Origin of the sequence: Nonomuraea sp. KM90 (assembly GCF_052246675.1) — a bacterium.
Taxonomy (GTDB): domain Bacteria; phylum Actinomycetota; class Actinomycetes; order Streptosporangiales; family Streptosporangiaceae; genus Nonomuraea.
On the sequence record NZ_JBQQCB010000044.1, the window covers coordinates 51,262 to 75,494 of the forward strand.

Consider the following 24,233-nt stretch of genomic DNA (forward strand, 5'->3'; position numbering starts at 1 on the left):
TATGTCCTGTACGACCGTACAGGACGGTCGTCGAGCCGGGGGACTGAGCGATGACGCGGTTACTGGGACGTCTGGGTGGCTGGTGCGCGCGACACGGCTGGATCGTGCTGATCAGCTGGGTGCTCGCGGCCGCCGCGCTGATCGGCGGCAGCCTGGCCTTCCCCAGCCCGACCAGCAGCGACGCCAGCATCCCCGGCACCGACGCGCAACGCGCCCACGACCTGATGAAGACGGGCTTCGGCTCCGGCTACGCCACGGGCGGAACGGTACAACTCCTCCTCTACTCCGCCGACGGCCCTCTCACCGAGGACTCCCGCAAGAAGGCTGTGGAGCAGTCCGTCGACCGGCTGCGCACGATGCCGCACGTCGAGCGGGTGGACACCCCGTACCGCGTCGGCGGCATCGCCTCCAACCTGCAGATCGGCCTCATCACCATCCGCCTGGAGGGCAACGACTCCGACAAGATCGCCGAGACCACGCAGGCCTTGTCGAAGGCCGCGGACCCGGCGCGGGCCGCCGGCCTGGAGGTCGTGCCCGCCGACAGCTCCACCCCCGCCGACAAGGAGATCAAGACGGGGCCGAGCGAGATCATCGGCGTGGCGTGCGCGCTGCTGGTGCTGGTGTTCGCGTTCGGGACGCTGGTGGCGGCGATGATCCCGATCTTCGCCGCGCTGGTCAGCGTGGCCTCGGGGCTCGGCATCATCGGGCTGCTCGGGTGGGTCGTGGACATGCCCAAGCAGGCCGGCATCATGGCCACGATGATCGGGCTCGGCGTGGGCATCGACTACGCGCTGTTCCTGCTGTCCCGCCATCGCCGGCTGCTGGCCGAAGGAGTGCCGGTCGCGGAGTCCGTCCGCCGTACCGTGGCCAGTTCGGGCGGGGCGGTCGTGTTCGCCGGCGGCACGGTGATCATCGCGTTGAGCGCCCTGATGCTGGCCGGCTTCCCCCTGCTGGCCACGCTCGGCTGGGTCACCGGCATCTCGGTCGTGGCCGCCGTGCTGACCTCGATCACGCTGGTGCCGGCCCTGCTGGGGCTGCTCGGCCACCGCGTCAACGCGCTCAAGGTGCCGTTCCTGCGCGGCGCCGGCTCGTCCGGCTCCGGCTGGGCGGGCCTGGGGTCGTGGGTGGCGCGCCGCCCGTGGCAGGTGCTGCTCGCCAGCGTCGTCGTGCTGGGCGCGCTGGCCGCCCCCGCGCTGGCGCTCAAGCTCGGGGCGCTCGACGAGGGGTACGGCACGAAGGGCTCGGAGCCGCGCCGCGCGTACGAGCTCATGGCCACCGGCTTCGGCCCCGGCTCCAACGGGCCGCTGATCGTGGTCGCCGAGCTGCCCGCCAAGGTGGCGGACGCCGCGGACCCCGTCGTCGAGGACCTGGTCCGCGAGGTGAAGGCCGTCGAGGGCGTGGCCCACGTGGCCGACCCCAAGGTCAACACCTCCGGCCGCTCGGTGCTGCTGCAGACCGTCACCGAGTACGCTCCCAGCGACGACCGGGCCGCCCAAGTGGTCAGGGACGTCCGGGCCATCTCGCTGCCGGGCGTGGACGTGCACGTCGGCGGCAAGGTCGCGGCCCTGACCGACGCCGGGGACCGGATGGCCGAGCGCACCCCGCTCGTGATCGGCGTCGTGGTGCTGCTCAGCGCCCTGCTCCTGCTGCTGGCCTTCCGCGCGCCGGTCATCGCGGTCAAGGCGGCGGTGATGAACCTGGTGTCGCTGGGGGCCGCGTTCGGGGCGCTGGCGATGGTGTTCTCGATCGGGCTGGGCAGCGGGCTGGTGGGCATGGACGCGCCGGCCAGCGCCTCGTACGTACAGACGATCTTCTTCTCGGTGCCGATCGAGAGCTACGTGCCGCTGATGTTGTTCGCGGTGCTGTTCGGGCTGTCGATGGACTACGAGGTGTTCCTGCTGACAGCGGTGCGGCAGTCGTACCTGCGGCACGGGCGCAACGCGCGGTCGGTGGCCGAGGGGCTCGGCTCGACCGGCCGGGTCATCACGTCGGCGGCGCTGATCATGGTGGCGGTGTTCGTGGCGTTCATCGCCTACCCGGATGCGATGGTCAAGACGTTCGGCGTGGGGCTCGCGGTGGCCATCGCGGTGGACGCCACGATCATCCGCGGCTTCCTGGTGCCGGCCACGATGGTGCTGCTGGGACGGCTCAACTGGTGGTGCCCGCGGTGGCTGGACCGGATCCTGCCGAACCTGTCGGTCGAGGGGCACGAGGAGGACGACACGCCCGCCGTGGAGCGGCGGGAGCCGGTCAAGCTGGGCGTTTAGGGTCGGCCCCGGCTGACCTTGCCGCTCACCTCGCCGCGCCGGGTGCCCAGCCAGGCGACCAGCACCGTGGCCCCTCGGGTTGAACGGTCACGAGCCGGAACCTACCTGGAGATAGCGCAGGACGGCCAGCACCCGGCGGTGGTCGCCGTCCGAGGGCGCCAGGCCGAGCTTGGTGAAGATCTGCGTCACGTGTTTCTCCACCGAGCCGTACGACAGGAACAGCGCCTCGGCGATGGCGCTGTTGGAGCGGCCCTGCGCCATCATGGCCAGCACCTCCCGCTCCCTGGGCGACAGCAGGGCGAGGGCGTCGGTGCGCCCGCTGGCGCCCATGATCTGGGTGACCACTTCCGGGTCGAGCACCGTCTCCCCGGCCGCGACGCGCTCCAGGGCGGTCAGGAAGTCCCTGACGTCGGCGACGCGCTCCTTCAGCAGGTAGCCGACCCCCCGCGCCCCGCCGGCGAGGAGCCGGGCGGCGTAGCGGGTCTCGATGTACTGCGAGAACACCAGCACGCCCAGGTCGGGGTGGTCGCGGCGGATCCGGATCGCGGCGCGCAGGCCCTCGTCGGTGTGGGACGGCGGCATGCGGACGTCGACCACGGCCACGTCGGGGCGGTGCTCGGCCACGGCCGCCACCAGGGCCTCTCCGTCGCCCACGGCCGCCGCCACCTCGTGGCCGCGCGAGGTGAGCAGCAGGCACAGGCCGTCGCGGAGCACCACGGCGTCCTCGGCGATCACGATGCGCATGCCTGCTCCGTCCGGGAGTGCAGCGGGAGGTCGACGGTGACCACCGTAGGGCCTCCGGCGGGGCTGTGGATCACCAGTTCGCCGTCCACCACCCGTACGCGGTCGGTCAGCCCCCGCAGCCCCGACCCGGCACCCACCACCGCGCCGCCCTCGCCGTCGTCCCACACCCGCAGGCGCAGCAGCCCGTCCTCCGCCCGCACCCGGACGGCGGCCCGCCGGGCGCCGCTGTGCTTGGCCACGTTGGCCAGCAGTTCGGTGGTGCAGAAGAACGCGATGGTCTCGATGGCGGGCGAGGGCCGGTCGGGCAGGTCGGCGTCGAGGTCGACGGGCAGCGGGCCGCGCGCGGCCAGCGTGGCCAGGGCGACCTCGAGGCCCTTGTCGAGGGCGGGCGGGTGGATGCCGCGGATCAGGTCGGTCAGCTCCGACAGGGTCTCCTTGGCGTTGCGGTGGGCGCCGTCGAGGAGGGTACGGGCGCGGTCGAGCCGGACGGGGTCGTCGGCCGCGGCCAGCTCCTCCCTGGCCATGCCGATGCTCATGGCCAGGGCCACCAGGCGGGCGGCCGTGCCGTCGTGCAGGTCGCGCTCGACCCGGCGGAGCACGGCGGCGGCGTCGTTCACGGCCAGCGCCCGGGTCTCCTCCAGCGCGCGGATGCGGGCCTGACCGGGAGCCGGGCCGAGCAGCGTACGCGCCAGCAGCCGTTCCGGGGCCAGCGCCACGTGCACCGCCCACGGGGCCACGAGCAGCAGCACCGCCCCCGCCGCGCTCATCAGCAGCGCGCCGGGCCAGCCGCCGGGCGTCAGGACCGGGATCGCGGACGTCCGCCACCACAGCGGGCAGGCGAGCAGGACCAGCCCGAACCCCCACGACCCGGCGGCCACCGCGACGGCGAGGACGGCCGCGGGCAGCCGGGCGAAGGCGTGTACGAGGGCTCGCCAGCCGGTGACGTCGCCGAGCGCCGAACCCAGCCGGTTCACCAGCCCCCGGCCGGGCCGGAACGGCTCGGGCGCCGCCACCCGCACCCCCGCCAGCCTCCCGGCCAGCCCCCGGTTGACCGCGCCGAGCCGCCGGGCGCCCAGCACGCACAGCGCCAGCACCGGCAGCCCGACGACGTAGGCCGAGGCGACCGCGCTCAGCAGCACGACGACCAGGTGGACCAGGCCGACGCCCGCCAGCAGCGGCAGCGTCAGCGTGTAGGCGAGCTCGCGCCAGATCCGCACCGGCTTGCTCCTCTCTCCTCCCCTACAGCGTGACGACCCCGTCCGGGGACGGCCACCCGGTGAGCCCCCGGGGGATGTCCCGAACGGATCCGGCGGACGCCCCCGTGGTCCGCGGCCGGGCCCGCGAACGAGGGTGGGGAGGTGATCACAAGTCGGATGGAGGAGACACATGTTCGGCAGAATCAGTGGGGCGGTGGCTGTGGCTGGGGCTGTGGCTGGGGTCCTGGCGATGACGCTGACCGCCCCGGCGAGCGCTGAGACGCCCCGGCTCCCGTGGCGGCCGTGCGCGGGCGGGAACGTGCCGGCCGGGATGGAGTGCGCCACGATCGAGGTGCCCGTGGACTGGGCCCGGCCCCAGGGCCCGAAGGTCCGGCTGGACCTGGCCCGCCTGCCCACCACCGGGTCCACTACTGGGCGCCGCGTCGGGAGCGTGCTCGGAGTGCCCGGCGGCCCCGGGGCCAACGGCATCGACGACCTCAAGCACGCGGCGGACGACCTCACCGAGCTGCGCCGCCGCTTCGACCTGGTCGCCTACCGGCCGCGCACCACCGTCTGGCGCGAGTCCATGCCCGCCTCGTGTGCCCGAGCCCCGCTCGCGCTGTACGAGCCCCGCGACCGGAAGCAGTACGCCGCCCTGGCCGCGACCATGGCCAGAGCCTTCGCCGCGTGCCGGGCCGACGACCGCACGGGCCTGTTCGCGCACCTGGACTCCCTGTCCGTCGCCAGGGACATGGACGCCGTCCGCCGGGCGCTGGGCGAGGAGCGGCTGAGCATCATGGCCAACTCGTACGGAGGCGTCGCCGCGGCCGCCTACATCCGGCTGTTCCCGCAGCGCATCCGGGCCATGTACGTGGACGGGGTGATCAACCAGACCGAGGGCTGGCCGGCCGCCGGCCTGGTGGCGTTCCGCGGCGCGGAGGAGGCGCTGACCCGGTTCGGGCGCTGGTGCGCGGAGACGCCCGCCTGCGCGCTGCACGGGGAGGACGCCGCGGAGGTCTGGCGCGAGCTCACCCGCGCCGCCGACCGCGACCCGATCCCGGTCACGTCGGAGCAGTTCGGTGCGGGCGAGCTGACGGGCTGGCGCCTGCGCAGCTTCAGCTTCGTCCCCGATCCCGGCCCGGACGCCGCCAACTGGCTGACCCTGGCGACGGCCGTCGACCGGGCGCGGCGCGGTGACGGGTCCGGATTCGCCGAGTGGGTGCTCGGCAACGCGCACGTGTGGGCCATGCCCGGGATGCTGGCCATGACCTGCGGCGACGAGCGCGGCTACACCGGCTACGGGCAGCTCAGGGAGCATCGCCGCCAGCTGCGCGAGGTCGCGCCGAGCTTCGCCGGGGCCGCGTTCGACGCGCTGGGCTGCATCGGCTGGCCGGAGGAGGTGGCCAACCCGGCCCGCCCGCTGGAGGTGCGCGGGGTGCCGCCGGTGCTGGGAGTCGGCTCCCTGGAGGGGGACTTCCCGTGGACGGAGCGCTTCACCCGGATGGTGCCGGGGTCGGTCACCGTGGGCTATGACGGGCCCGGGCACGTCATGTATCTCAGCGGCAGGAAGTGCCCGATCGCGCACGCGACCGCGTACCTGACCGAGCTGAAGCTGCCGCCGGCCGGCACCGTCTGCCCGGCCGAATGAGGCCGTGGACCCCGGGGGCGCGCGGACCGCGCCCCCCGGGGCGCGGGTCAGCTGATCTGCGTGCAGTCCACCAGCGTGACCTCCTCGGGGAGGGCGGCCGTGCCGCCGCTCACGCACTTGATCCTGAGCGGGACCGTGTGGGCCACCCCGATCGCCTCGCCGCTGAAGCGGCCGTTGGTCACGGCGCCCGGCGAGGCGTGGCAGTGGCCGAACAGCACCGACACGCCCGGGTCACCGCGGACGGTGTCGCAGGTGTAGGTCGGCACGCCGGCCGCGTGGGCGGGAGCGCTCAGGGCGCTCAGAACGAGGACGGTGGCGGTGATGAGGCGGATCATCGGCGGGCCTCCACTAGTCCGGGTCGGCGAGGTTGCAGGCGGGGACCCAGCCGACGACGCCGGTGGTCACGTTGCGGCCGTGGTGCCACAGGGTGCTCTCGAAGTTGTCGCACCGGTAGAGCCCGTGCTCCTCCGACCGGTTCGCCTCGAACCCCTGCCCCGCGTAGCCGAGCCCGTTGCGGCCCGACCCCGCCCGCGGCTCGCTCCAGATGATCACGCCTTGGGCGCCGAAGTCGTACAGGCGTCTGGCCTGCGCGGTCTCGGCGGGGACCAGCCCGCCCAGCGTCAGGGCCGCCAGCAGGCCGGCCATGGTGGCTCGTCTGATGTGCACCGTGCCTCCCTCTGTGAGTCGAGATCGTCTCTCACAGTAATGGCATGGTCACTCAACGTTCCAATGGTTTTTCCCCGCGCCTCCAGGCGAGATAGCCGCCGTCCAGCGGGCGGGCGTCGAAGCCGTGCTCGCGCAGCAGGCGTACCGCCTCGGAGGAGACCACGCAGTACGGCCCCCCGCAGTACGCCACGATCTCCGCCTCCCTCGGCAGCCCCGCCAGCCGGTCGCGCAGCTCCGCCGCCGGCACCGAGATCGCCCCCGGCACGTGCCCGGCCGCGTAGTCGGCCGCCGAACGCACGTCGACGACCACCGTGCCCGGATCGGACAGCCGGGCCGCCAGCTCGTCGGCGGTCACGCCCTCCAGGGAGCCCAGCCGCGCGCGCACGGCCTCGCGCAGGTCGGCCAGCCGGCCGTCCGCGAACGCCTGGAACTCCCCGAGGAAGCGCGAGACCCCCTCGTCGGCCAGCCGGTAGTGAACGTGCGTGCCCTCCCGCCGGCTGGTCACCAGGTTGGCGGCGCGGAGCTGCTGGAGCTGGGCCGAAGTGTTCTTGAGCGGGATCTCCGCCGCCTGCGCCAGCTCCTCGACCGTGCGCTCGCGCTGGTCGAGCACGTCCAGCAGGCGCAGCCGCACCGGGCTGGCCAGGGCCTTGCCGATGCGGGCGAGCTGCGCGTAGATCGGCTCTTCCGGGAACGCGGGCATCAGACCATGTACTGGTCGTGGCGCAGGTACAGCTCGGTCCACTCCTCCGGGGTGAGCTGCCGGCCGGTGGTGGCGATCTCGGCGAGCTCCTCGAAGTACGCCTCGCGCGGCGCTCCCGGCGTGAACAGGATCAGCATCGAGGCCGGCTCACCCGACTCGTTCCTGAAGGCGTGCACGCCGCCCTCCGGCAGGAACAGGAAGTCGCCGGGCCTGCCGTCGGCCCACTTGTCGCCGTTGTAGAGCTTGATCGTGCCGGACAGCACGTAGAACGACTCCGTCATGGTCCGGTGGAAGTGCGCGCCGGGCCCGGACGGGCGCGGGCCCATGTCCCAGCGGTAGAGGCCGTAGGCGCCGTTCGTGGAGCCACCCGTCGCGAGGTAGTGGACCTGCGTGCCGCCTGCGCCCATGGACAGGTCCGGCGCCTGGCCGGCCGGCTTGAAGACGCCGCTGTGCTCGCCGGTCTCGCCGAAGTAGCGGGGTTCGGGATAGGACATTTCCGCCTCCTCTAGTTTTCCAAGGAAGCTTAGAATAGTCCTCACAATTCCGGTAGTACTTCCGTGGCGAGGCGTTCGAGCTGCTCCGGCTCGTCGAACATCGGGTCCAGCAGCACCAGGCCCGCGCCCGCGTCGACCACCTCGCGCAGGCCGCGCACGCACGCCTCCGGCGGGCCCGTGACGGCCACGTCCGCGCCGCCGTACATGCGGCGGAGCTGCTCCTCGATCCGGCCCTCCGTGCCCACGGAGACGTAGACCCGCTTGGCGACGCCGAAGCGCGCCGGGTCGCGCCCGGCCTGCTCCAGCTCCGCCCTGAGCGTACGCACCTGCTCGGCGAACGCCGCCGTGGTCGCCCCGCCCGCCCCCACGAACCCGTCACCGTGCCGGACCGCGCGCCGGATCGCGGCGGGCTGGTGCCCGCCGATCCACACCGGCGGATGCGGCTTCTGGTACGTCTTGGGCTCCATCGCGGCCTCCACCTGCCAGAACCGGCCGTGGAAGGCGACCTTGGGCTCCGTCCAGCAGGCCTTCATCAGCTCGATCCCCTCGACGAAGCGCGTCACCCGCCCCTCGGGCGGCACGCCGAACGGTGCCAGCATGTCGGCGGCGCCGAGGCCGAACCCCACCTCCAGCCGCCCCTGGCTGAGCTGGTCCAGGGTGCTGAGGCTCTTGGCCAGGTGCAGCGGGTTGTGCAGGACGCTGACGAACACGGCACAGCCGATGCGCAGGCGCTCGGTGGCGGCGGCGGCGTACGTCATGACCTCGATGGGGCCGAGGGTGGGGATGGGCGACAGCGTCCCCTCGCGCGTCCAGACGCTGTGGAAGCCCAGGTCCTCCACGCGGCGCAGGTAGGCGCGGAAGGCGCCGGGGTCGAAGGCGCCGTCGCGGACCTGCTGGGGGAGGGAGATGGCGAAGCGGGTCGTGGTTTCTGTCATGCTCCACCGAATAACCCGGTGACGGCGGGCCGTCCAGCTTCCCGCGCCGCCCCGCGCGCTACTTCGGGCTTCATGAGGCGAGCTGTTGGAGGATGGTGCGGGCGAAGCCAGCCGCGGCCGCCTCGTCGTCGCGGCCGGCGGGCGGCGCCATGTGTCCCAGGAAGGCGTACTGGAAGCAGGCGCCGAGCAGCAGGCCGGCGGCGGCGGTGACGTCGGCTTCCGGGCGTATCCGGCCGAGGTCCTGCTCGGCGCGCAGGTACGCGGCGACGAACTCGTTGGCCTTGTGCGGGCCGGCGCCCTGCTGCCGGAGCTCCTCCTTGTGCGCGGTGAGGGTGGCCGGGTCGGCGAACATGGAGGCGAGCATCGGGAAGCCCTCGCCGTAGAAGCTGATCGCGGCCCGCGCCACGGCGGTGAGGTTGGCCGCCAGCGTCCCCGTGCCCGCCCTGCCGTTCAGCGCCTGCGCCAGCGACGCGAAGCCGGGTGAGCGTTCCCGCATCACCGCCACGAGCAGGTCGGCCTTGTTGGTGAAGTGCTTGTAGAGGGCCGCCTCGGTGAACCCGGCGGCCTGCGCGATCTGACGGGTGGTCACGTGGGCCAGGCCACGTTCGGCCATCACTTGGGCGGCCGCGTCGATGATCAGATCCCTGGTGTTGCCCATCTTCGTCCCTTCCTTTGCCGGGGTGGCGCTTGATGTGGTTAGTAAACGCTCACTAGCCTTCTTGTCGTGAGCGTTAGCGAGCGTTTACTAACCAAGGAGTCTAGGTGAAGCGGACCATGAAGAGGCGGATCATCATCGGCCTGTGCGCGCTGCTGGCCACTGTGCTGGCCACGGTGCTCGGTCTCACCGGCGCAGTCGGCTACCTCACCTTCCTGCGCCCGGCCGACAACCCGCCGGCCGAGGCGTGTGCGGGTGGGGCCGGGACGCGCCCCCGGGTGGTGGCCGCCGGGGCGAGCATGACGCAGGGGGCGCTCGGCGCGAACTGGGTCGGCGCGTTGCGGGAGCGGGCCGAATTCCGCGGTCACGAGTTCGTGAACGCGGGGGTCAACGGCAACACGACGGCCGATCTGCGGCAGCGTGTCGACGGCGACATCGTGGCCTGCCGGCCGGCGGCGGTGACGATCCTCATCGGCACCAACGACGTTCGCAACGGGGTTCCGCTGGAGGAGTATCGCGCCAACCTCGACGCGATCGTCGATCGGGTCAGGGCTCGCACGGGCGCCCGGGTCGCGCTGGTGTCCCTGCCGCCGCTCGGTGAGGATCTGGGCAGTGAGATCAACGGCCGGCTCGGCGCCTACAACGCCGTGATCCGGGAGGTCGCCGCTCGGGCGCGGGCCGGCTACCTGCCCTTGTACGAGCGGGTGGTCGAGGAGTTGCGGCTGACAGAAGGCCGGATGCCCTACGACTTCAGCTTTCCGCTCGCTCTGGCTGTCGCGGCTCAGCACTACCTGCTGGGGCGCAGCTGGGATGAGATCGCCCGTGCGGGTGGGCGGGCGCTGCTGGTCGACCATGTCCACCTGAGCGATCGGGGCGGGGCGCTGGTGGCGGATCTCGTCGGTGGGTGGCTTGCCGGTTGACGCCGGGGATGGGCGGAAGGCGGGCAGCCTTTCAGAACGTGATGACCGTGCGGGCGACGGTGCCCTGGCGGACGTGGGTGACGGCTTCGTCGATCTGGGCCAGGGGGAGGCGTTCCGAGATCAGGCCGTTGAGGTCGAGGCGGCCGGCCAGGTACTGGGCGGCCAGCATCGGGAGGTCGCGGTGGGGGGCGGCGTCCCCGCCCTGGGTGCCCATCAGGCGGCGGGAGGCGAACAGCAGGCCCGTGTCCAGGCTCATCGGGTGGCCCTGGGGCGGGCTGCCGACCATGACGGTGGTGCCGCCGGGCTGGGTCGAGGCGAAGGTCTGGGCCAGGACGCCGGGGGCCCCCGTCGCGTCGAAGGCGTAGTCGACCCCGCCCCTGGCCAGCTCGCCCACCTGCTTCGGCAGGTCGGTGGCCCGCAGGGTGTGGGTGGCGCCGAAACGTTCGGCCAGCTTGAGCTTCTGGTCGGCCACGTCGGCGGCGATGATGGTGGTCGCGCCCGCCAGCACCGCGCCCTGGATGACGTTGAGTCCCACGCCGCCGCAGCCCACGACGAGCACGGAGGCGCCGGGCGGGACCTGGGCGACGTTCAGGACGGCGCCGATGCCGGTGACGACGCCGCAGGCCAGGAGGCTCATCGCGTCGAAGGGGGCGGACTTCGCGATCTTCACGCACATGAGCTCGGCCACCACGGCGTACTCGGCGAACGAGCCGATGCCGATGAAGCGGCGGGTCTCCTCGCCGTCCAGGGTGATCCTCGGCAGGCCGCCCATGATCGTGGGCAGGCGGGCGGGGCCCGAGCACAGGTGGAAGCGGCCCGCGCCGCACGGGCGGCAGCGGCCGCAGGGGCCGTTCATGGCGATGATGACGTGGTCGCCGGGTTTGACGGTGGTGACGCCCGTACCGACGCTCTCCACCACTCCCGCGCTCTCGTGTCCGAGGATGAACGGCAGCCTGCTCACCACGGGGCTCTTGCCGTCGATGGCCTTGAGGTCGGAGCCGCACACGCCCGACGCCTTGATCTGCACGCGGACCTCGCCGGGGCCCGGATCCGCGATCTCGACCTCACGGATCTCCATGGGGGCGTGGAATGCGGTCAGCACGGCCGCGCGCATCAGCATGCGCCACACGCTAGCCGGGCGGGCGATCACGAGCAAGCGGTTGCTCGGGAACATGTGACCGCGCCCGTTGACGGCCCTCCCGGGCGAATTTACGCTCATGACACAAAACCAAGCGAGCGCTAGGCCAAATGCACGGGAGGCCGTCATGGTGCGGGGTAGATCGATGGCGGTCGTGGTCGCGTTGCTCGCCGCCGGATGCGCGGCCCAGCAGCAGGGTACGACCGCGCAGGGCGGCGCGGCGGGTGTGACCGACACGACGATCAAGGTCGGCGGCGTGCTGACCAAGACCAGTGCCAGCGGATACTCCACCAAGGACGCCGAGCTCGGCGCCAAGGCCAGGTTCGAGCGGGCCAACGCCGAGGGCGGCGTGCACGGGCGGAAGATCGAGTTCCTCGGTGCCGAGGACGACGGCCAGGACGCGGCCAAGGGCGACGCGGCGGCCAAGAAGCTCGTGCAGAAGGACCAGGTGTTCGCCCTCGTCCCCGTGCACGCCCCCAACTTCGGCGGCGCCGCCTTCCTGGAGCAGCAGGGCGTCCCGTGGTTCGGCTGGGCGACGGGGCCGCAGTGGTGCGGGACGAAGACCGGATTCGGGTACAACGGGTGCCTCGCGCCGAAGCAGGGGGCCGGCTCGCAGACGTGGTGGGGCCGGCAGATGGCCGACCTGCTCGGCGGCGCCGAGGGCAAGAGCGTCTACGTGCAGACCTCCGACTCCAGCGGCAGCAAGTACGGCGGCACCACCATCTCCCAGTCGTTCACCGCCGCCGGCTTCGAGCTGGCCGGCGTGAACTCCGGCCTCCCGGCCGCCGCCCCACCCCCGGACTGGCTCCCGTACGTCAACAAGATCATGACCTCGGACGGCGGCGCGCCCCCGGACGTCGTGGTCTCCGTGATCGCCGGCACCAAGTTCAACGTCGGCCTGTACGCGGCTCTCAAGCGGGCCGGCTACAAAGGCGTGCTGACGGACGCCACCAGCTACGACGCCGCCATCCTCAAGGACCCGGCCAGCGCCCAGGCCCTGGAGGGCGTGATCGCGGCGCCCATGTTCGAGCCCTTCGAGTCCACCGCCCCCGAGATCGCCCGGCTCAGGCAGGACGTCGAGAAGGTCGCCCCCGGCACCGTCCTCACCCAGCATCTGGCCATCGGCTACTGGGCCGCCGACATCTTCCTCGACATGCTGAACAAGACCGGCAAGGACCTGACCAGGGAGAAGTTCCTGGCCACGGGCAACGGCTCGTACCTGTACGAGAACGCCGGCTTCGGGAAGATCCAGTATCCCAAGGACCACAGCGAGCCGAACGGCTGCGGCGCCCTGGTCAAGCTGGAGGGCGGCGCCTTCCAGGTGGCCAAGAGCATGAAGTGCTTCGACAACGTGCCGCTCAAATGATCCTGAACTACATCCTCAGCGGCCTGGTCACCGGCGCCATCTTCGCGATCATGGGATCGGGCCTGACGCTCTCGTACGCGGCCACCGGGGTGTTCAACTTCGCCCACGGCGCCGTCGGCTTCCTGACCGCCCTGCTGTTCTACGAGCTCAACCAGGCGGCCGGCCTGCCCGCGTGGCTGTCGGCCCTGGTGTCGGTGGCGTTGTTCGCGCCCGCGCTCGGCTACGTCCTGCACAGGGCGATGTTCCGCGGGCTCGCCCAGGCGGGGGAGACCGCGCAGATCGTGGCCACCATCGGGCTCACGATCGCGCTGCCCGCGCTCGGCCTGCTGGTGGTGGATCTGGCCGGGCTGCCGCCGGCGGACGCGACATCGCTGCCGCGCGGCGTCGGGCCGCACCCGGCGCAGGCGTTCGAGGTGCTCGGGGTGCGCCTGGACAGCGACCAGCTCATCACGTTCGGCTTCTCGGCGGTGACGGCGGCCGGGTTGTGGGCGTTCATGCGGCATTCGCGTTACGGGCTGCGCATGCGCGCCTCCGTGGACCGCCGGCGCCTGGCCACGCTCCGGGGCATCGACGCGGACGCCACCTCGGCGCTGGCCTGGATGCTCGGCTCCGGGCTGGCCGGCCTGGCCGGGGTGCTGGCGGTGTCGGTGCTGGGGCTGGACGCGACCGCGTACACGGTGCTGCTGTTCGCCTCGGCCACGGCGGCGGTGTTCGGGCGGCTGCGCTCGATCCCCTGGACGTTCGCGGCCGGGCTGGCGCTCGGCGTGGTCCAGAACCTGGTGGCCGGCTACACCGACTTCCTCGAAGAGGTGACCGGGCTGCGCACGGCCGTGCCGGTGATCCTGCTGTTCGCCGGGCTCGTGCTGCTGAACCGGTCGCGTGACCGGGTCGCCGGCAGCGCGGCGGAGGACGCGCCGCCGCCCGACCACCTGGCCGGGCTGCCGCCGTGGCGGCGGCGCCTGCCGTGGGCGCTGGGGGTGGCCGCGCTGGTGGCGTTCGCCTTCGCGGGGTCCGAATACTACGTGGGCGTCGCGGCGCAGGGGCTCGTGCTGGCGCTGATCTTCTGCTCGTTCGTGGTCGTGACCGGGATCGGCGGCATGGTGAACCTGGCGCAGGCCGCCTTCGCCTCGATGGCGGCGCTGACCTGCGGGTGGGCGTTCTCGTCGGGGCTGCCGTTCTTCGCGGCGATCCTGCTGGGCGTGCTGGCCGCCGCGGCGGTGGGGATGCTGGTGGCGCTGCCCGCGCTGCGGCTGGGCGGGCGGGTGCTGACGCTGGCCACGCTGGCCATGGCGCTGCTGGCCGACCAGGTGCTGTTCCAGGTGGACGCGTTCAGCAACGGGACGATCGGGTGGTCGCTGCCCGCGCTCGGGTTCGGCTTCGCCGACACCTCCGACCCCCGGGTGCGGGTGGTCGTGCTGCTCCTGCTGATCGGAGGGGTGGCCCTGCTGGTGCGGAACCTGGAGAGGTCGGCGTCCGGGCGGGCGATCCTGGCCGTGCGGTCGGCCCCGGCCGCGGCCACGACGTCGGGGCTGTCTGCGCCGCGTACCAAGATCATGCTGTTCGTGCTGGCGTCGGCGATCGCGGGGCTCGGCGGGGTGCTGTTCGCCATCTCCAAGGGCTCGATCACCGCCACCGACCTGCCCGCGTTCTCCGGGTTCGTGTGGCTGGCCGTGGTGGTGCTGCAGGGCGTGCGGCGCATCGGCGGGGCCGTGCTGGGCGGGCTCATCGCCGTCGCCGTGCCCGAGCTGCTGGCCACCTGGGACGTGTCCGCGCACGTGGGCGCGATCCTGTTCGGGCTCGGCGGGATGATCCTGGCCAAGCACCCCGACGGGGTGCTCACCCAGCTCGCCGAGCTGCGCCATCGCCGGCGGCCCGCGGACGTGCGGGTCGTCCCGGAGGCGCCGGCCGAGCGCGAGGAGGCGCTGTTCGTGATGCAGGGCGTGGTCGCCGGGTACGAGGACTGCACGGTGCTGCGCGGCGTGGACCTGGCCGTACGCCCCGGCGAGGTGGTCGCGCTGCTCGGCGCGAACGGCGCGGGCAAGTCCACCACCTGCGCGGCCGCCGCCGGGGACCTGCCGGTGACCGGCGGCCGGATCCTGCTGGACGGCGAGGACATTACCGCCTGGCCCGCCCACCGCAGGGCCCGCGCCGGCATCCTGCTCGCGCCCGAGGGCAGGGGCGTCTTCCCCGGCCTCACGGTGGAGGAGAACCTGCGGACCTGGCTGCCCGACCCGGAGCCCGTCTTCGAGCGCCTGCCCCAGCTCGCCGAGCGCCGTACCGTCCTGGCCGGCGCCCTGTCCGGCGGCGAGCAGCAGCTCCTCACGCTCGCGCCCGCCCTCGTGCGCCCGCCCCGCGTGCTGATCGCCGACGAGCCGTCGCTCGGGCTGGCGCCGATGGTGGTGCGGCAGGTGTTCGAGGTCTTCGCCGAGCTGCGCGAGCGCGGGGTCGCGCTGCTGCTGGTCGAGGAGAAGGCCACGGAGGCGCTGGCGATCGCCGACCGGGTGGCGTTCATGCGGCTGGGCCGGGTCACCTGGGCCGGTCCCCGCGCCGAGGTGGACAGCGAGCGGCTGACCGCCGCCTACCTGGGGGTGAAGTGACGTGCTGGCCGTGGAGAGCGTGTCGGTGGCCTTCGGCGGGGTCAGAGCCCTGGACAAGGTGTCGTTCGAGGTCGGCGAGGGCCTGGTCTGCGGCGTGATCGGGCCGAACGGGGCCGGCAAGACCACGCTGTTCGACGTCGTGTCGGGCCTGCGCAGGCCGAGCGAGGGCCGCGTGCGCGTGGCCGGCCGGGACCTGACCGGCCTGTCCCCGGTCAGGCGGGCCAGGGCCGGGTTGCGCCGCACGTTCCAGCGCACCCAGGTCTTCGGCCGGCTCACCGTGGCCGCCAACGTGCTGGCCGCGCTCGACTGGCACGGCGGCGGTGGCGGGCTGGCCGCCGACCTGGTCGGCTGGCCGGCCCGGCGGCGGCTGGAGCGCGAGCGGCGCGAGCGCGTGGCCGAGGTGCTGGAGCTGTGCGGGCTCACCGAGCTGCGCGACGCGTACGCCGCCGCGCTCCCCGTCGGCCAGCGCCGCCTGGTCGAGCTGGCCAGGGCCGTGGCCGACCGGCCCCGCCTGCTGCTGCTCGACGAGCCCACCTCCGGGCTGGACACCGGCCAGACGGCCCGCCTGGGCGAGGTCGTCAGGGCCCTGGACACGACCGTGCTGCTGGTCGAGCACGACATGGGCTTCGTCATGGACACCTGCGACCGGATCGTCGTGCTGGACCTCGGCAAGGTGATCGCCGCCGGGGCGCCCGGGGAGATCCGCGAGGACCCGGTCGTCAGGGCCGCCTACCTCGGTTAGGAGCGCCGCTCGGCGAACGTCATGAGTGCCGCTCGGTGAACGACAGGATGCGGCGCCAGGCGTCCTGGCAGGCGCCGGCCCACTCGGCGTAGGAGCGGTCGAAGAACGAGTGCGGGGCGCCCTCGTAGACGTGGGTCTCGTGCTCGGTGCCCACCCGGTCGAGCGCGGCCTCGTACGCGTCGAACTCCTCCGGCGTGGACACCTTGTCCGCCCCGCCCCGGAGCAGCAGCAGCGGCGCCCCAGGACCCGTGGTGGGCGCGTCGATGAAGCGCAGGGCGCCGTAGAAGCCGATGCCGCCCGCCAGGCCGTTGCCCTCGGCGGCCTGCCGCCACGACTGGGCGCCGCCCATGCAGAAGCCCACCGTGAACACCGGCCCGTCCAGCGCCTCGGTGGCCGCCTTCGCGTCCGCCCTGACGTGGTCGTTGGCGAGCTGGTTGACGTGCGTCATGAAGTCGAAGTCGTCGCCCCGGTCGCCCGGCCCGGCGGTGCGGCCGAAGTAGTCGATCGCGATCGTACGGAACCCCGCCTCCGCGAACCGCACGGCCAGGTCCCGGTAGAACGGGTGCAACCCGCGTACGTCGGGCAGGATCACCATGCTCCGCCCGTTCGGCTCGGCGGGCTCGGCCCGGTAGGCCATCAGGCGGTTGCCGTCGGCGGCGGTCAGCTCTATCTGCTCGTGCGCGGCCACCTCGCCCTGGACGGGCGGGGCGGGCGGCCTGCTGTCGGTGGAATGGCACATGCGATCAGCATGCCCCTAATACGGTGGCGCAGCCCGCAACGACCGGATGAGATGGGACCGCACCTCCGCCACGGCAGGTCTGGCCTGCGCGCCGGAGCGGACGGCGAGATAGCCGGTGTTGATCGGCGCCTCCGGCGGCTCCGCCAGCTTGACCAGCGCGCCGGCGGCCAGGTCGCGCCGGCACAGGTACGCGGGCAGCACCGACACCCCGACCCCGGCCCGGACCGCGCTCAGCACGCCCCGCAGATCGGGGATGACGACCTGGGCCGCCATCGTGGGACGGCGGCCGAACACGCCACGCCAGTAGCGGCGCACGATCGGCAGGTCCTCGGCGTAGGCCACCAGGGGCACGCCGGCCAGCTCCCGCGGCCCGGCCCCGGACACCGACCGGGCGACCTCGGGCGAGGCGACCAGGACGAACTCCTCGTCGTAGACCGCGTCCGCCCGCACCCCGCGCAGCCGGGGCCGGACCGTGGACAGCACCAGGTCCAGCCGCCCCGCCGCGAGGCCGGCCAGCAGGTCGTCGGACAGGCCGAGGGTGAAGCGCAGCCGCAGCCCGTCGCGTACGAGCGGGGCGAGCATCGGCATCACCTCCTCGCACAGGAACTCGGCCGGCCCGCCCAGATGGACGGCCTCGTCGGAGGGCAGCTCGGACTCGACCACCTCATCCAGCGAGTCGAGCCCGGGCGACACCCGCCGGGCCAGCTCGTCGGCGGCGGGCGTGGGCGCCACGCCGCGCGGCAGCCGGTCGAACAGCGGCCGGTCCAGCACCGATTCCAGCGTCTTGACCTGCGCGGTCACGGCCGGCTGCGACAGGCCGAGCGTCTGCGCGGCGGCCGTGATGGAGCCGGTCCTGTGCACCGCGAGGAAGGTCCGCAGCAGGTCCAGCGAGAGAGGCGACATATCAGTATTCTGATGCCTCGGGGCGGGTTCTGTGATTTGTCGCTGATAGCGGGCCGGGGCGATGCTGGGGGCATGACCAAGCGCATTCTCATCGCTCTGACCAGCCACGACGATCTCGGCGGCGTGGAGAAGACCGGATACTACGTGCCCGAGGCCGCCCACCCCTGGGAGATCTTCCGCGCGGCCGGGTTCGAGGTCGAGGTCGCCAGCGTCCGCGGCGGCGAGCCGCCCCAGGACGGGTACGACCCCGAGGACCCCGCCCAGGTGGCCTTCCTCGCCTCGCCCGAGCAGCGCGACACCGCCCGCCTGGCCGACGTCGACCCCTCCCGCTACGACGCCGTGCTCTACGCCGGCGGCCACGGCACCATGTGGGACTTCCCCGATGACGCCGACGTGATCCGCGTCGGGCGGGAGGTGTACGAGCGCGGCGGCGTCGTGGCGGCCGTCTGCCACGGCCCGTCCGCCCTGGTGAACCTCACGCTGTCCGACGGCTCGTACCTGGTGGCGGGCAAGCGGGTGGCGGCGTTCACCAACGCGGAGGAGGAGCAGCGTGGCGTGGCGGACGTGGTGCCGTTCCTGCTGGCCGACGCGCTGGTGGCGCGCGGCGCGAAGCACGAGCCGGGCGAGAACTGGCAGGCCCGGGTCGTCGTGGACGGCCGCCTGGCCACCGGCCAGAACCCGGCCAGCGCCGCCCCCCTCGCCGAGCAGGTGGTCGGGCTGCTCGCCGAACGGCGGGGCTGAGACGGGTAATCGCCGCCGGATGGCGGTTGTGCGCCACGGTCGCGGGCCCGACCATCGAGGAAGTAGCCCCACCGTTCCCCTGGAAGGGAAACCCCATGGCATTGCACCCCAACCTCGATCCCGAGCTGCGCGCCGGGATGGAGCAGGTCCCTTTCGCAGCGGCCGACATGGCGCTGTCGTTCGAGACCCTCGCCGGGCAGCGGGCGCAGATGAACGCGATGATGGCCGCCGCGCCCGCCCCCGACACGCGGGTGTCGATCGAGAACCGCATGGTCCCGGGTCCTGAGGGGGAGCCGGACGTCCGGCTGCGGATCTATCGGCCGGAGGAGCCGGGTGAGGGCCGGCCGGGGCTCTACTGGATCCACGGCGGCGGCATGATCATCGGAGTGCCGGAGATCGACGACGCCACGATGCTCGACTACGTCGAGCGGCTCGGCGTCGTCGCGGTGTCCGTGGACTACCGGCTGGCGCCCGAGCACCCGCATCCCGCGCCCGTCGAAGACTGCTACGCCGGGCTGGTCTGGACCGCCAAGAACGCCGCCGAGCTGGGCATCGACCCGGACCGGCTGGCCGTGGGCGGCGCCAGCGCGGGCGGCGGGCTGGCCGCCGCGACCGTGCTGCTGGCCCGGGACCGGGGTGGCCCCGGGGTGGCCTTCCAGCTCCTCGTCTGCCCGATGCTGGACGACCGCAACACCACGCCGTCCAGCCACGAGTTCGCCGAGGCCGTGGTGTGGGACCGGTCGGCCAACCTCTTCGGCTGGTCGGCGCTGCTCGGCGACCGGGCCGGCACCGACGACGTCCCCCCGTACGCGGCCCCGGCCCGGGCCACCGACCTGTCCGGGCTGCCGCCGGCGTTCGTGGACGTGGGGGAGCTGGAGGTGTTCAGGGACGAGTGCCTCGACTACGCCCGGCGGCTGGCGCAGGCGGGGGTCTCGACCGAGTTCCACCTCTATCCGGGGGCGTTCCACGGGTTCGACATCATGGTCCCCGGCGCCGAGCTGAGCCGGCGGGCCCAGCAGGCCCGGATGTCCGCGCTCAAGCGGGCGTTCCGCCGCTGACCTGCGGATTGGCGAGCAGGCGGACCAGGGCCAGGGCCAGGTGGGCGCGCATCCGCCCGGGCTGGTCGGCCAGCGAGAAGCCGAGCACCGACTCGGCGCGGGCGATGCGCGCGGCCAGCGAGCTGTGGTGCAGGTGCACGGCTCCGGCCGCGCCGCGGATCGAGCCCGCCAGGCACAGCGCCCGCACCGCGAGCATCGACTCCTCGCCGAGCCGCGCCATCGCCCGGACGTCGGCCAGCTCCGCGATCGCCGCCTCCGGCAGGTCGGCGAACAGCGCCAGCGCGCCCAGGTCCGACCAGCGCATCACCAGGTCGTGGGGGCCGGTGAAGCGCAGCGCGGCCCGCGCGCCCGCCCACGACTCGGCCGCCCGGATGCCCGGCAGCTCGGGGCCGATCCCGACCCTGGCCCCCTCCGGCACCTCTCGTGGGAGGGTGGTGGTCACCAGGACAGCCTGGGTGTCGCCGATGGTGGCCTCGCGCACGTGGTGGCCCATCGCGCGCAGGCCCGACGCCAGCCCCCGGTCCGGCAGCGCGATCGCCAGGGCCTGCAGCGGCGTGGCAGGGTCGAAACCGAGCAGGCGCAGGGCGCGGGCGCGCTCGGCCTCGCCGGTCTCGGCCGACAGCGCCAGCTCCACCAGCGCCGGGTCCTGGCCCGTACGCGTCAGCGCGGCGGCGCGTTCCAGCGTGACCTCCGCCGCGGCGGCGTACCGTTCGAGCACGATCTCGTCGAGCCCGTGCGCGGGCCCCTCGCGCTCCATCCAGACCGCCCCGAGCCCGGAGCTCAGCTCCCTGGCCCGGGCCGGCGTGGCGGCGGGCGCGTCGGCGGAGCCGTCCGGCGAGGTGCGCGTGCGCCGGCCGCTGGCCGCGTCGAGCAGGCCGACCGGGCACTGCGCCAGCCGCGCCGTGGCGGCGAGCAGCACCGGCACGCTCACGTGGTCGCGCACCAGCGAGTCGAAGTAGGCGATGACCCGCACCGCGCTCTCCGCGTCGGCGTCGAGCGTGGAGAGCCGCAGCAGCAGTCCCTGCACGGTGACCAGACTAAGTCGGTGAGCGGCGGCCTGGCGAGCTTACCAAGCGTGCGCTAGGTTGGTTGTCGTGGATCTCGACTTCTCCCCGGCCGAGCGGGACTTCCGCGCCGAGGTTCGCGACTGGCTCAGGACGCACGTGCCGGGCCCGCTCCCGTCCATGGACACCCCCGAGGGCTTCGCCGCCCACCGCGTCTGGGAGGCCGAGCTGGCGGGCGCGCGGCTGTCCGTCGTCTCCTGGCCCGAGGAGTACGGCGGGCGCGGCGCCTCCCTGATCGAATGGCTGATCTTCGAGGAGGAGTACTGGGCCGCCGGCGCCCCCGCCCGCGTCACCCAGAACGGCATCTTCCTGCTGGCGCCGTCCCTGATGCGGTTCGGCACGGCCGAGCAGCGCGAGCGCTGGCTGCCCAGGATGGCCAGGGGCGACGACGTGTGGGCGCAGGCGTGGTCGGAGCCGGAGGCCGGCAGCGACCTGGCCGCCCTCACCTCCCGCGCCGAGCCCGTGCCGGGCGGCTGGCGGCTGTCCGGCCACAAGACGTGGAGCTCGCGCGCCGCCCACGCCACCCACGGGTTCGGCCTCTTCCGCACCTCGGGGACGCGGCACAAGGGGCTGACGTACTTCCTGTTCCCCCTGTCCGACGTCGGCGTGCGGCCGATCGCGCAGCTCGACGGGCTGCCCGGCTTCGCCGAGCTGCACTTCGACGGCGTGTACGTGCCCGAGTCGATGGTGCTCGGCCAGGCCGGCGAGGGCTGGCGCATCGCGATGGCCACCACCTCCTCCGAACGCGGCCTGACCCTGCGCAGCCCCGGACGTTTCCTGGCCACCGCCGACCGGCTCGTCGCGCTGGCCCGCGACGCCGCCGACCCGGCCCTGGCCGACCGGGCCGCCAGGTGCTGGGTGGAGGCGGAGGCGTACCGGCTGCACACGTTCGGGACGGCCCGCCGGATCATGGCGGGGGAGGAGATCGGGTCCGCGGCCAGCATGGGGAAGATCTTCTGGTCCGAGCTGGACCTGCGCATGCACGCCCTGGCCCTGGAACTGCTCGGGGACCGGGCGCAGGAGTGGCTGGACGGGTTCCTGTTCTCGCTGGCCGGGCCCATCTACGCGGGCACGAACGAGATCCAGCGCAACATCGTCGCCGAACGGGTCCTGGGGCTGCCGCGATGAACTTCGGATTCACCGACGACCAGCTCGCCCTGGCCGCGACCGTGCGCGACGTGCTGCGGGCGCACTGCCCGCCCGCCGCGCTGCGCTCCGAGCGCCGCCCGGCCTGGGAGCAGCTGGCCGCGCTCGGCTTCTTCGGGCTGCTGCTGCCTCCCGAGGCCGACGGGCTGGGGCTCGGGCTGACCGACGTCCTGCCCGCGCTGGAGGAGACCGGGCGCGCGTGCCTGCCCGGGCCGGTCGTCGAGACGGCGGTGGTGGCGCCGTCGCTGCTCCCCGGGGCTCCCAAGCTGGCCTCCGGCACGGTGTGCGTCGGCGTGCTGCCGCCCGGGCAGGCGTACGCGGCGGACGCCGACCTGGCCGACCTGCTCGTGGTGGTGCGGGACGGCGGGGCGCGGCTGGTGGCCGGGGAGTCCGTGCGCCTGGCCGCCCGGGCCGGGGTGGATCCGTGCCGGCCGCTGTTCGAGGTGGCCTTCGACACGTCGGAGCCGCTCGACGGGCCGCTGGGTGGGCCGCCGGGTGGGCCGCTGGGCGGGTCGCCGGGTGGGCCGCTGGGCGGGTCGCCGGCCGTCTCCGTCGAGGCCGCCCTGTGGCGGGGCACGGTGGCGACGGCCGCGCAGCTCGTCGGGGTCGCCAGGGAGCTGCTCGCGGTGACCGTCTCCTACGCGCGGGCCCGTACCCAGTTCGGGGCGGCGATCGGGTCGTTCCAGGCGGTCAAGCACCAGCTCGCCGACGTGGCGGTGGCGGTGGAGTTCGCGGCGCCGCTGGTCCACCGGGCGGCCCTGACCGTGGACGGCGCGGTGCCGAGCGCCGGGCGCGACGTGAGCGCCGCCAAGGCCGCCGCCGGGGAGGCCGCCACGCTGGCGGCGCGGGTGGCGCTGCAGGTGCACGGCGCCATCGGCTACACCGAGGAGCTGGACCTGCGGTTCTGGCTCGCGCGGGCCTGGTCCCTGTCGGCCGCGTACGGCACCACCGCCGCGCACCGCGAGCACCTGCGTTCCGAGATCGTCGGCGGCTCCCCGCGGAGGTACCCGTGAAGTTCGGCGTCCCGCTCGGCCTGCTGCACCCGGCCGCCTGGAAGGACGTGGCGGTGGCGGCCGACGAGCTCGGGTTCGAGTCGGTGTGGCTGCCCGAGCACCTCGTCTTCGCCACCGACCTGTCCCTGGCCGTCTACCCGGGCACCACCGATCCGGGGATCAAGCCGACGACGCCGCTGTTCGACGCGCCCGCGTACCTGTGCTGGCTGGCCGCGTTCACCACGCGCGTCCGGCTCGGCACGGCGGTCCAGCTCCTCGCCCTGCGCCACCCGTTCGTGTCCGCCCGCGCGTTCGCCACCCTGGACGTGGTCTCGTCGGGGCGCGCCATCTGCGGGGTCGGGGCGGGCTGGTACCGGGGGGAGTGGGAGGTGGCCGGGGTGCCGTTCGAGACCAGGGGAGCACGGCTGGACGAGGCGATCGAGGTGGTCAGGCGGCTCTGGAGCGAGCCCGTGATCGCCCATTCCGGGCGGTTCTACTCCTTCTCCGAGGTGGCCTTCGAACCCAAGCCGGTGCAGCGGCGGCTGCCCGTGCTCGCGGGCGGGGAGTCGGCCGCCGCCCTGCGCCGGGCGGCGCGGCTGTGCGACGGGTGGATCAGCATGCCGCACACGATCGAGTCGATCAAGCCGCAGCTCGACCGGCTCGGGCCGGGCGTGCCGGTGACGGCGCACGCGTATGCGCTGGCCTCGCCGGACGAGGTGGCCGCGTGGGCGGCGCTCGGGGTGGAGCGGCTCATCGTACGGCCCTGGACGCGAAGCCGGGACGCGGTGTCCCGGCTGGCCGCCTTCGCCGCCGACTACGGCGTCACGAGCAGCGGCGGGTCGTGACCCTGCCCGTCGTGATCGTGGTGCACTGCTGCGGCCTCGTCGTCGTTCTCGGCGGCGTGGCACCCGTACCGTCGTCCGGGGGTTCCAGCATGACCTTGCGGCCCTTGCCGCCGTAGGGCCGCGCCCGGAACGTCTCGGAGTAGTCGGACCGGTGGAAAGAGCCGTTCACCGCCTTCTTGCCCACCGCGGGGACCTGGCGGTCGGGCGGGAAGTAATACCACTCGTAGCCGGTGTCACCGTCGTCGCAGCGGCCGTCCCTGACCCGGATCCTGGTCTGTTTCCGCACGCAGATTTCAATGCGGTCCATTTCGTCATCGGCAATGACGATGTCCTCTCCCGTGCCGCCCTTTTCGGATACCCGATACGGCAGATCGGAGGCGTCGAATGTGCCGGAGCCCGCCTTCTTCCCGACGGCGGGTATTTTCGCGGTCAGGGGGACGTAGTACCAAACGTGGCCAGGATTGTTGTCGTCGCAGAGCTGGTCCGCGGCCCTGACCAGGGTGGCCTTCCTTACGCAGATCTCCGCTCGGTCGACCTCTGTGCCTTCGTCCTCGTCGGTCTCCTCCCAGACGGCCTCCGGGACGAACTCCTCCGGCGGTCCGGCGCATCCGGTGACCAGGAGCAATGCCAGGCCGAGGGAAGAAGTGCGTAAGGCGGTCGGCGACAATTGGCCTCAC

Annotated in this window: 24 protein-coding genes; 11 read left to right on the forward strand and 13 right to left on the reverse strand. The window is 73.4% G+C overall.

The features are described 5' to 3' along the window. Positions 1 to 50: 50 nt before the first annotated feature. Entirely contained in the window at positions 51 to 2,267 is a 2,217-nt protein-coding gene (locus ACTWPW_RS33450; RefSeq protein WP_443170938.1) for an MMPL family transporter, read from the forward strand. An 87-nt stretch (positions 2,268 to 2,354) separates the two neighbouring features. On the opposite strand, the gene ACTWPW_RS33455 is transcribed toward ACTWPW_RS33450, so the two are convergent. Together ACTWPW_RS33455 and ACTWPW_RS33460 are read right to left on the reverse strand one after the other, a co-directional pair. After that, on the reverse strand, positions 2,355 to 3,011 hold the full coding sequence (locus tag ACTWPW_RS33455) for a response regulator transcription factor (protein WP_375115700.1): 657 nt from the start codon (positions 3,009 to 3,011) through the stop codon (positions 2,355 to 2,357). Then, positions 2,999 to 4,228: a sensor histidine kinase gene (locus tag ACTWPW_RS33460; protein WP_443170939.1), complete on the reverse strand. Its 1,230-nt coding sequence runs from the start codon at positions 4,226 to 4,228 to the stop codon at positions 2,999 to 3,001. Before ACTWPW_RS33460 ends, ACTWPW_RS33455 begins: the two co-directional genes overlap by 13 nt. A 229-nt stretch (positions 4,229 to 4,457) precedes the next feature. On the opposite strand from ACTWPW_RS33460, the gene ACTWPW_RS33465 reads away from it, so the two are divergent. Next, the gene (locus ACTWPW_RS33465) at positions 4,458 to 5,855 is read left to right on the forward strand and encodes an alpha/beta fold hydrolase (RefSeq protein ID WP_443170940.1); all 1,398 of its coding nucleotides are present in this window, start codon (positions 4,458 to 4,460) and stop codon (positions 5,853 to 5,855) included. Positions 5,856 to 5,902: 47 nt separating this feature from the next. Here ACTWPW_RS33465 and ACTWPW_RS33470 read toward each other — a convergent pair whose 3' ends face one another. The 6 genes from ACTWPW_RS33470 to ACTWPW_RS33495 form a co-directional block, all read right to left on the reverse strand. Then, entirely contained in the window at positions 5,903 to 6,190 is a 288-nt protein-coding gene (locus ACTWPW_RS33470) for a hypothetical protein (RefSeq protein ID WP_375115703.1), read from the reverse strand. A gap of 13 nt (positions 6,191 to 6,203) precedes the next feature. Further along, on the reverse strand, positions 6,204 to 6,521 hold the full coding sequence (locus tag ACTWPW_RS33475; protein WP_375115704.1) for a hypothetical protein: 318 nt from the start codon (positions 6,519 to 6,521) through the stop codon (positions 6,204 to 6,206). Positions 6,522 to 6,573: 52 nt separating this feature from the next. Continuing rightward, the gene (locus ACTWPW_RS33480; RefSeq protein WP_443170941.1) at positions 6,574 to 7,221 is read right to left on the reverse strand and encodes an ArsR/SmtB family transcription factor; all 648 of its coding nucleotides are present in this window, start codon (positions 7,219 to 7,221) and stop codon (positions 6,574 to 6,576) included. Beyond that, positions 7,221 to 7,715, reverse strand: coding sequence for a cupin domain-containing protein (locus ACTWPW_RS33485; RefSeq protein WP_375115706.1), 495 nt, complete (start codon positions 7,713 to 7,715; stop codon positions 7,221 to 7,223). The genes ACTWPW_RS33480 and ACTWPW_RS33485 overlap by 1 nt, the downstream gene beginning before the upstream one ends. Before the next feature lie 41 nt (positions 7,716 to 7,756). Then, positions 7,757 to 8,650: an LLM class flavin-dependent oxidoreductase gene (locus ACTWPW_RS33490; protein WP_443170942.1), complete on the reverse strand. Its 894-nt coding sequence runs from the start codon at positions 8,648 to 8,650 to the stop codon at positions 7,757 to 7,759. A 70-nt stretch (positions 8,651 to 8,720) separates the two neighbouring features. After that, a complete protein-coding gene (locus tag ACTWPW_RS33495; protein ID WP_443170943.1) occupies positions 8,721 to 9,308 on the reverse strand; it encodes a TetR/AcrR family transcriptional regulator in 588 nt (195 codons plus the stop codon). Between the two features lie 104 nt (positions 9,309 to 9,412). Between ACTWPW_RS33495 and ACTWPW_RS33500 the strand changes: the two genes are divergently transcribed. Further along, positions 9,413 to 10,225, forward strand: a complete 813-nt coding sequence (locus ACTWPW_RS33500; RefSeq protein WP_443170944.1) for an SGNH/GDSL hydrolase family protein — start codon at positions 9,413 to 9,415, stop codon at positions 10,223 to 10,225. Positions 10,226 to 10,256: 31 nt separating this feature from the next. Here ACTWPW_RS33500 and ACTWPW_RS33505 read toward each other — a convergent pair whose 3' ends face one another. Next, a complete protein-coding gene (locus tag ACTWPW_RS33505; protein WP_375115710.1) occupies positions 10,257 to 11,345 on the reverse strand; it encodes an alcohol dehydrogenase catalytic domain-containing protein in 1,089 nt (362 codons plus the stop codon). Between the two features lie 145 nt (positions 11,346 to 11,490). Between ACTWPW_RS33505 and ACTWPW_RS33510 the strand changes: the two genes are divergently transcribed. Genes ACTWPW_RS33510 through ACTWPW_RS33520 form a run of 3 tightly spaced genes read left to right on the forward strand, consistent with a single transcriptional unit; the run spans position 11,491 to position 16,068 of the window. Continuing rightward, positions 11,491 to 12,729, forward strand: coding sequence for an ABC transporter substrate-binding protein (locus ACTWPW_RS33510; protein WP_375115711.1), 1,239 nt, complete (start codon positions 11,491 to 11,493; stop codon positions 12,727 to 12,729). Further along, entirely contained in the window at positions 12,726 to 15,326 is a 2,601-nt protein-coding gene (locus tag ACTWPW_RS33515; RefSeq protein WP_443170945.1) for an ABC transporter permease subunit, read from the forward strand. The genes ACTWPW_RS33510 and ACTWPW_RS33515 overlap by 4 nt, the downstream gene beginning before the upstream one ends. A gap of 1 nt (position 15,327) precedes the next feature. Continuing rightward, positions 15,328 to 16,068, forward strand: coding sequence for an ABC transporter ATP-binding protein (locus ACTWPW_RS33520; RefSeq protein WP_364132803.1), 741 nt, complete (start codon positions 15,328 to 15,330; stop codon positions 16,066 to 16,068). Between the two features lie 19 nt (positions 16,069 to 16,087). Here the strand turns inward: ACTWPW_RS33520 and ACTWPW_RS33525 are convergent, their stop codons facing one another. Next, entirely contained in the window at positions 16,088 to 16,807 is a 720-nt protein-coding gene (locus ACTWPW_RS33525) for a dienelactone hydrolase family protein (RefSeq protein ID WP_443170946.1), read from the reverse strand. A gap of 15 nt (positions 16,808 to 16,822) precedes the next feature. Then, complete coding sequence (locus tag ACTWPW_RS33530; protein WP_443170947.1) at positions 16,823 to 17,710, reverse strand: LysR family transcriptional regulator; 888 nt, start codon at positions 17,708 to 17,710, stop codon at positions 16,823 to 16,825. A gap of 72 nt (positions 17,711 to 17,782) precedes the next feature. Between ACTWPW_RS33530 and ACTWPW_RS33535 the strand changes: the two genes are divergently transcribed. Beyond that, complete coding sequence (locus tag ACTWPW_RS33535) at positions 17,783 to 18,451, forward strand: type 1 glutamine amidotransferase domain-containing protein (RefSeq protein ID WP_443170948.1); 669 nt, start codon at positions 17,783 to 17,785, stop codon at positions 18,449 to 18,451. 95 nt (positions 18,452 to 18,546) lie between these two features. Then, positions 18,547 to 19,509 (forward strand): alpha/beta hydrolase, encoded by a 963-nt coding sequence (locus ACTWPW_RS33540; protein ID WP_443170949.1) that lies wholly within the window; start codon positions 18,547 to 18,549, stop codon positions 19,507 to 19,509. On the opposite strand, the gene ACTWPW_RS33545 is transcribed toward ACTWPW_RS33540, so the two are convergent. Then, a complete protein-coding gene (locus tag ACTWPW_RS33545) occupies positions 19,487 to 20,536 on the reverse strand; it encodes a helix-turn-helix domain-containing protein (RefSeq protein ID WP_443170950.1) in 1,050 nt (349 codons plus the stop codon). The genes ACTWPW_RS33540 and ACTWPW_RS33545 overlap by 23 nt on opposite strands. A 67-nt stretch (positions 20,537 to 20,603) precedes the next feature. On the opposite strand from ACTWPW_RS33545, the gene ACTWPW_RS33550 reads away from it, so the two are divergent. Genes ACTWPW_RS33550 through ACTWPW_RS33560 form a run of 3 tightly spaced genes read left to right on the forward strand, consistent with a single transcriptional unit; the run spans position 20,604 to position 23,556 of the window. After that, positions 20,604 to 21,701 (forward strand): acyl-CoA dehydrogenase family protein, encoded by a 1,098-nt coding sequence (locus ACTWPW_RS33550; protein ID WP_443170951.1) that lies wholly within the window; start codon positions 20,604 to 20,606, stop codon positions 21,699 to 21,701. Continuing rightward, on the forward strand, positions 21,698 to 22,732 hold the full coding sequence (locus ACTWPW_RS33555) for an acyl-CoA dehydrogenase family protein (protein ID WP_443170952.1): 1,035 nt from the start codon (positions 21,698 to 21,700) through the stop codon (positions 22,730 to 22,732). Before ACTWPW_RS33550 ends, ACTWPW_RS33555 begins: the two co-directional genes overlap by 4 nt. Next, positions 22,729 to 23,556: a TIGR03619 family F420-dependent LLM class oxidoreductase gene (locus tag ACTWPW_RS33560; RefSeq protein WP_443170953.1), complete on the forward strand. Its 828-nt coding sequence runs from the start codon at positions 22,729 to 22,731 to the stop codon at positions 23,554 to 23,556. The genes ACTWPW_RS33555 and ACTWPW_RS33560 overlap by 4 nt, the downstream gene beginning before the upstream one ends. On the opposite strand, the gene ACTWPW_RS33565 is transcribed toward ACTWPW_RS33560, so the two are convergent. Next, positions 23,534 to 24,223 (reverse strand): hypothetical protein, encoded by a 690-nt coding sequence (locus ACTWPW_RS33565; protein ID WP_443170954.1) that lies wholly within the window; start codon positions 24,221 to 24,223, stop codon positions 23,534 to 23,536. The genes ACTWPW_RS33560 and ACTWPW_RS33565 overlap by 23 nt on opposite strands. Positions 24,224 to 24,233 lie beyond the last annotated feature (10 nt).

Excerpts from the sequence above, each read along its gene's own strand:
- ACTWPW_RS33450 (WP_443170938.1), top strand. The coding sequence starts at position 51 with ATGACGCGGTTACTGGGACGTCTGGGTGGCTGGTGCGCGCGACACGGC.
- ACTWPW_RS33455 (WP_375115700.1), bottom strand. The coding sequence starts at position 3,011 with ATGCGCATCGTGATCGCCGAGGACGCCGTGGTGCTCCGCGACGGCCTG.
- ACTWPW_RS33465 (WP_443170940.1), top strand. The coding sequence starts at position 4,458 with ATGACGCTGACCGCCCCGGCGAGCGCTGAGACGCCCCGGCTCCCGTGG.
- ACTWPW_RS33470 (WP_375115703.1), bottom strand. The coding sequence starts at position 6,190 with ATGATCCGCCTCATCACCGCCACCGTCCTCGTTCTGAGCGCCCTGAGC.
- ACTWPW_RS33480 (WP_443170941.1), bottom strand. The coding sequence starts at position 7,221 with ATGCCCGCGTTCCCGGAAGAGCCGATCTACGCGCAGCTCGCCCGCATC.
- ACTWPW_RS33485 (WP_375115706.1), bottom strand. The coding sequence starts at position 7,715 with ATGTCCTATCCCGAACCCCGCTACTTCGGCGAGACCGGCGAGCACAGC.
- ACTWPW_RS33490 (WP_443170942.1), bottom strand. The coding sequence starts at position 8,650 with ATGACAGAAACCACGACCCGCTTCGCCATCTCCCTCCCCCAGCAGGTC.
- ACTWPW_RS33495 (WP_443170943.1), bottom strand. The coding sequence starts at position 9,308 with ATGGGCAACACCAGGGATCTGATCATCGACGCGGCCGCCCAAGTGATG.
- ACTWPW_RS33505 (WP_375115710.1), bottom strand. The coding sequence starts at position 11,345 with ATGCTGATGCGCGCGGCCGTGCTGACCGCATTCCACGCCCCCATGGAG.
- ACTWPW_RS33510 (WP_375115711.1), top strand. The coding sequence starts at position 11,491 with ATGGTGCGGGGTAGATCGATGGCGGTCGTGGTCGCGTTGCTCGCCGCC.
- ACTWPW_RS33515 (WP_443170945.1), top strand. The coding sequence starts at position 12,726 with ATGATCCTGAACTACATCCTCAGCGGCCTGGTCACCGGCGCCATCTTC.
- ACTWPW_RS33525 (WP_443170946.1), bottom strand. The coding sequence starts at position 16,807 with ATGTGCCATTCCACCGACAGCAGGCCGCCCGCCCCGCCCGTCCAGGGC.
- ACTWPW_RS33530 (WP_443170947.1), bottom strand. The coding sequence starts at position 17,710 with ATGTCGCCTCTCTCGCTGGACCTGCTGCGGACCTTCCTCGCGGTGCAC.
- ACTWPW_RS33535 (WP_443170948.1), top strand. The coding sequence starts at position 17,783 with ATGACCAAGCGCATTCTCATCGCTCTGACCAGCCACGACGATCTCGGC.
- ACTWPW_RS33540 (WP_443170949.1), top strand. The coding sequence starts at position 18,547 with ATGGCATTGCACCCCAACCTCGATCCCGAGCTGCGCGCCGGGATGGAG.
- ACTWPW_RS33555 (WP_443170952.1), top strand. The coding sequence starts at position 21,698 with ATGAACTTCGGATTCACCGACGACCAGCTCGCCCTGGCCGCGACCGTG.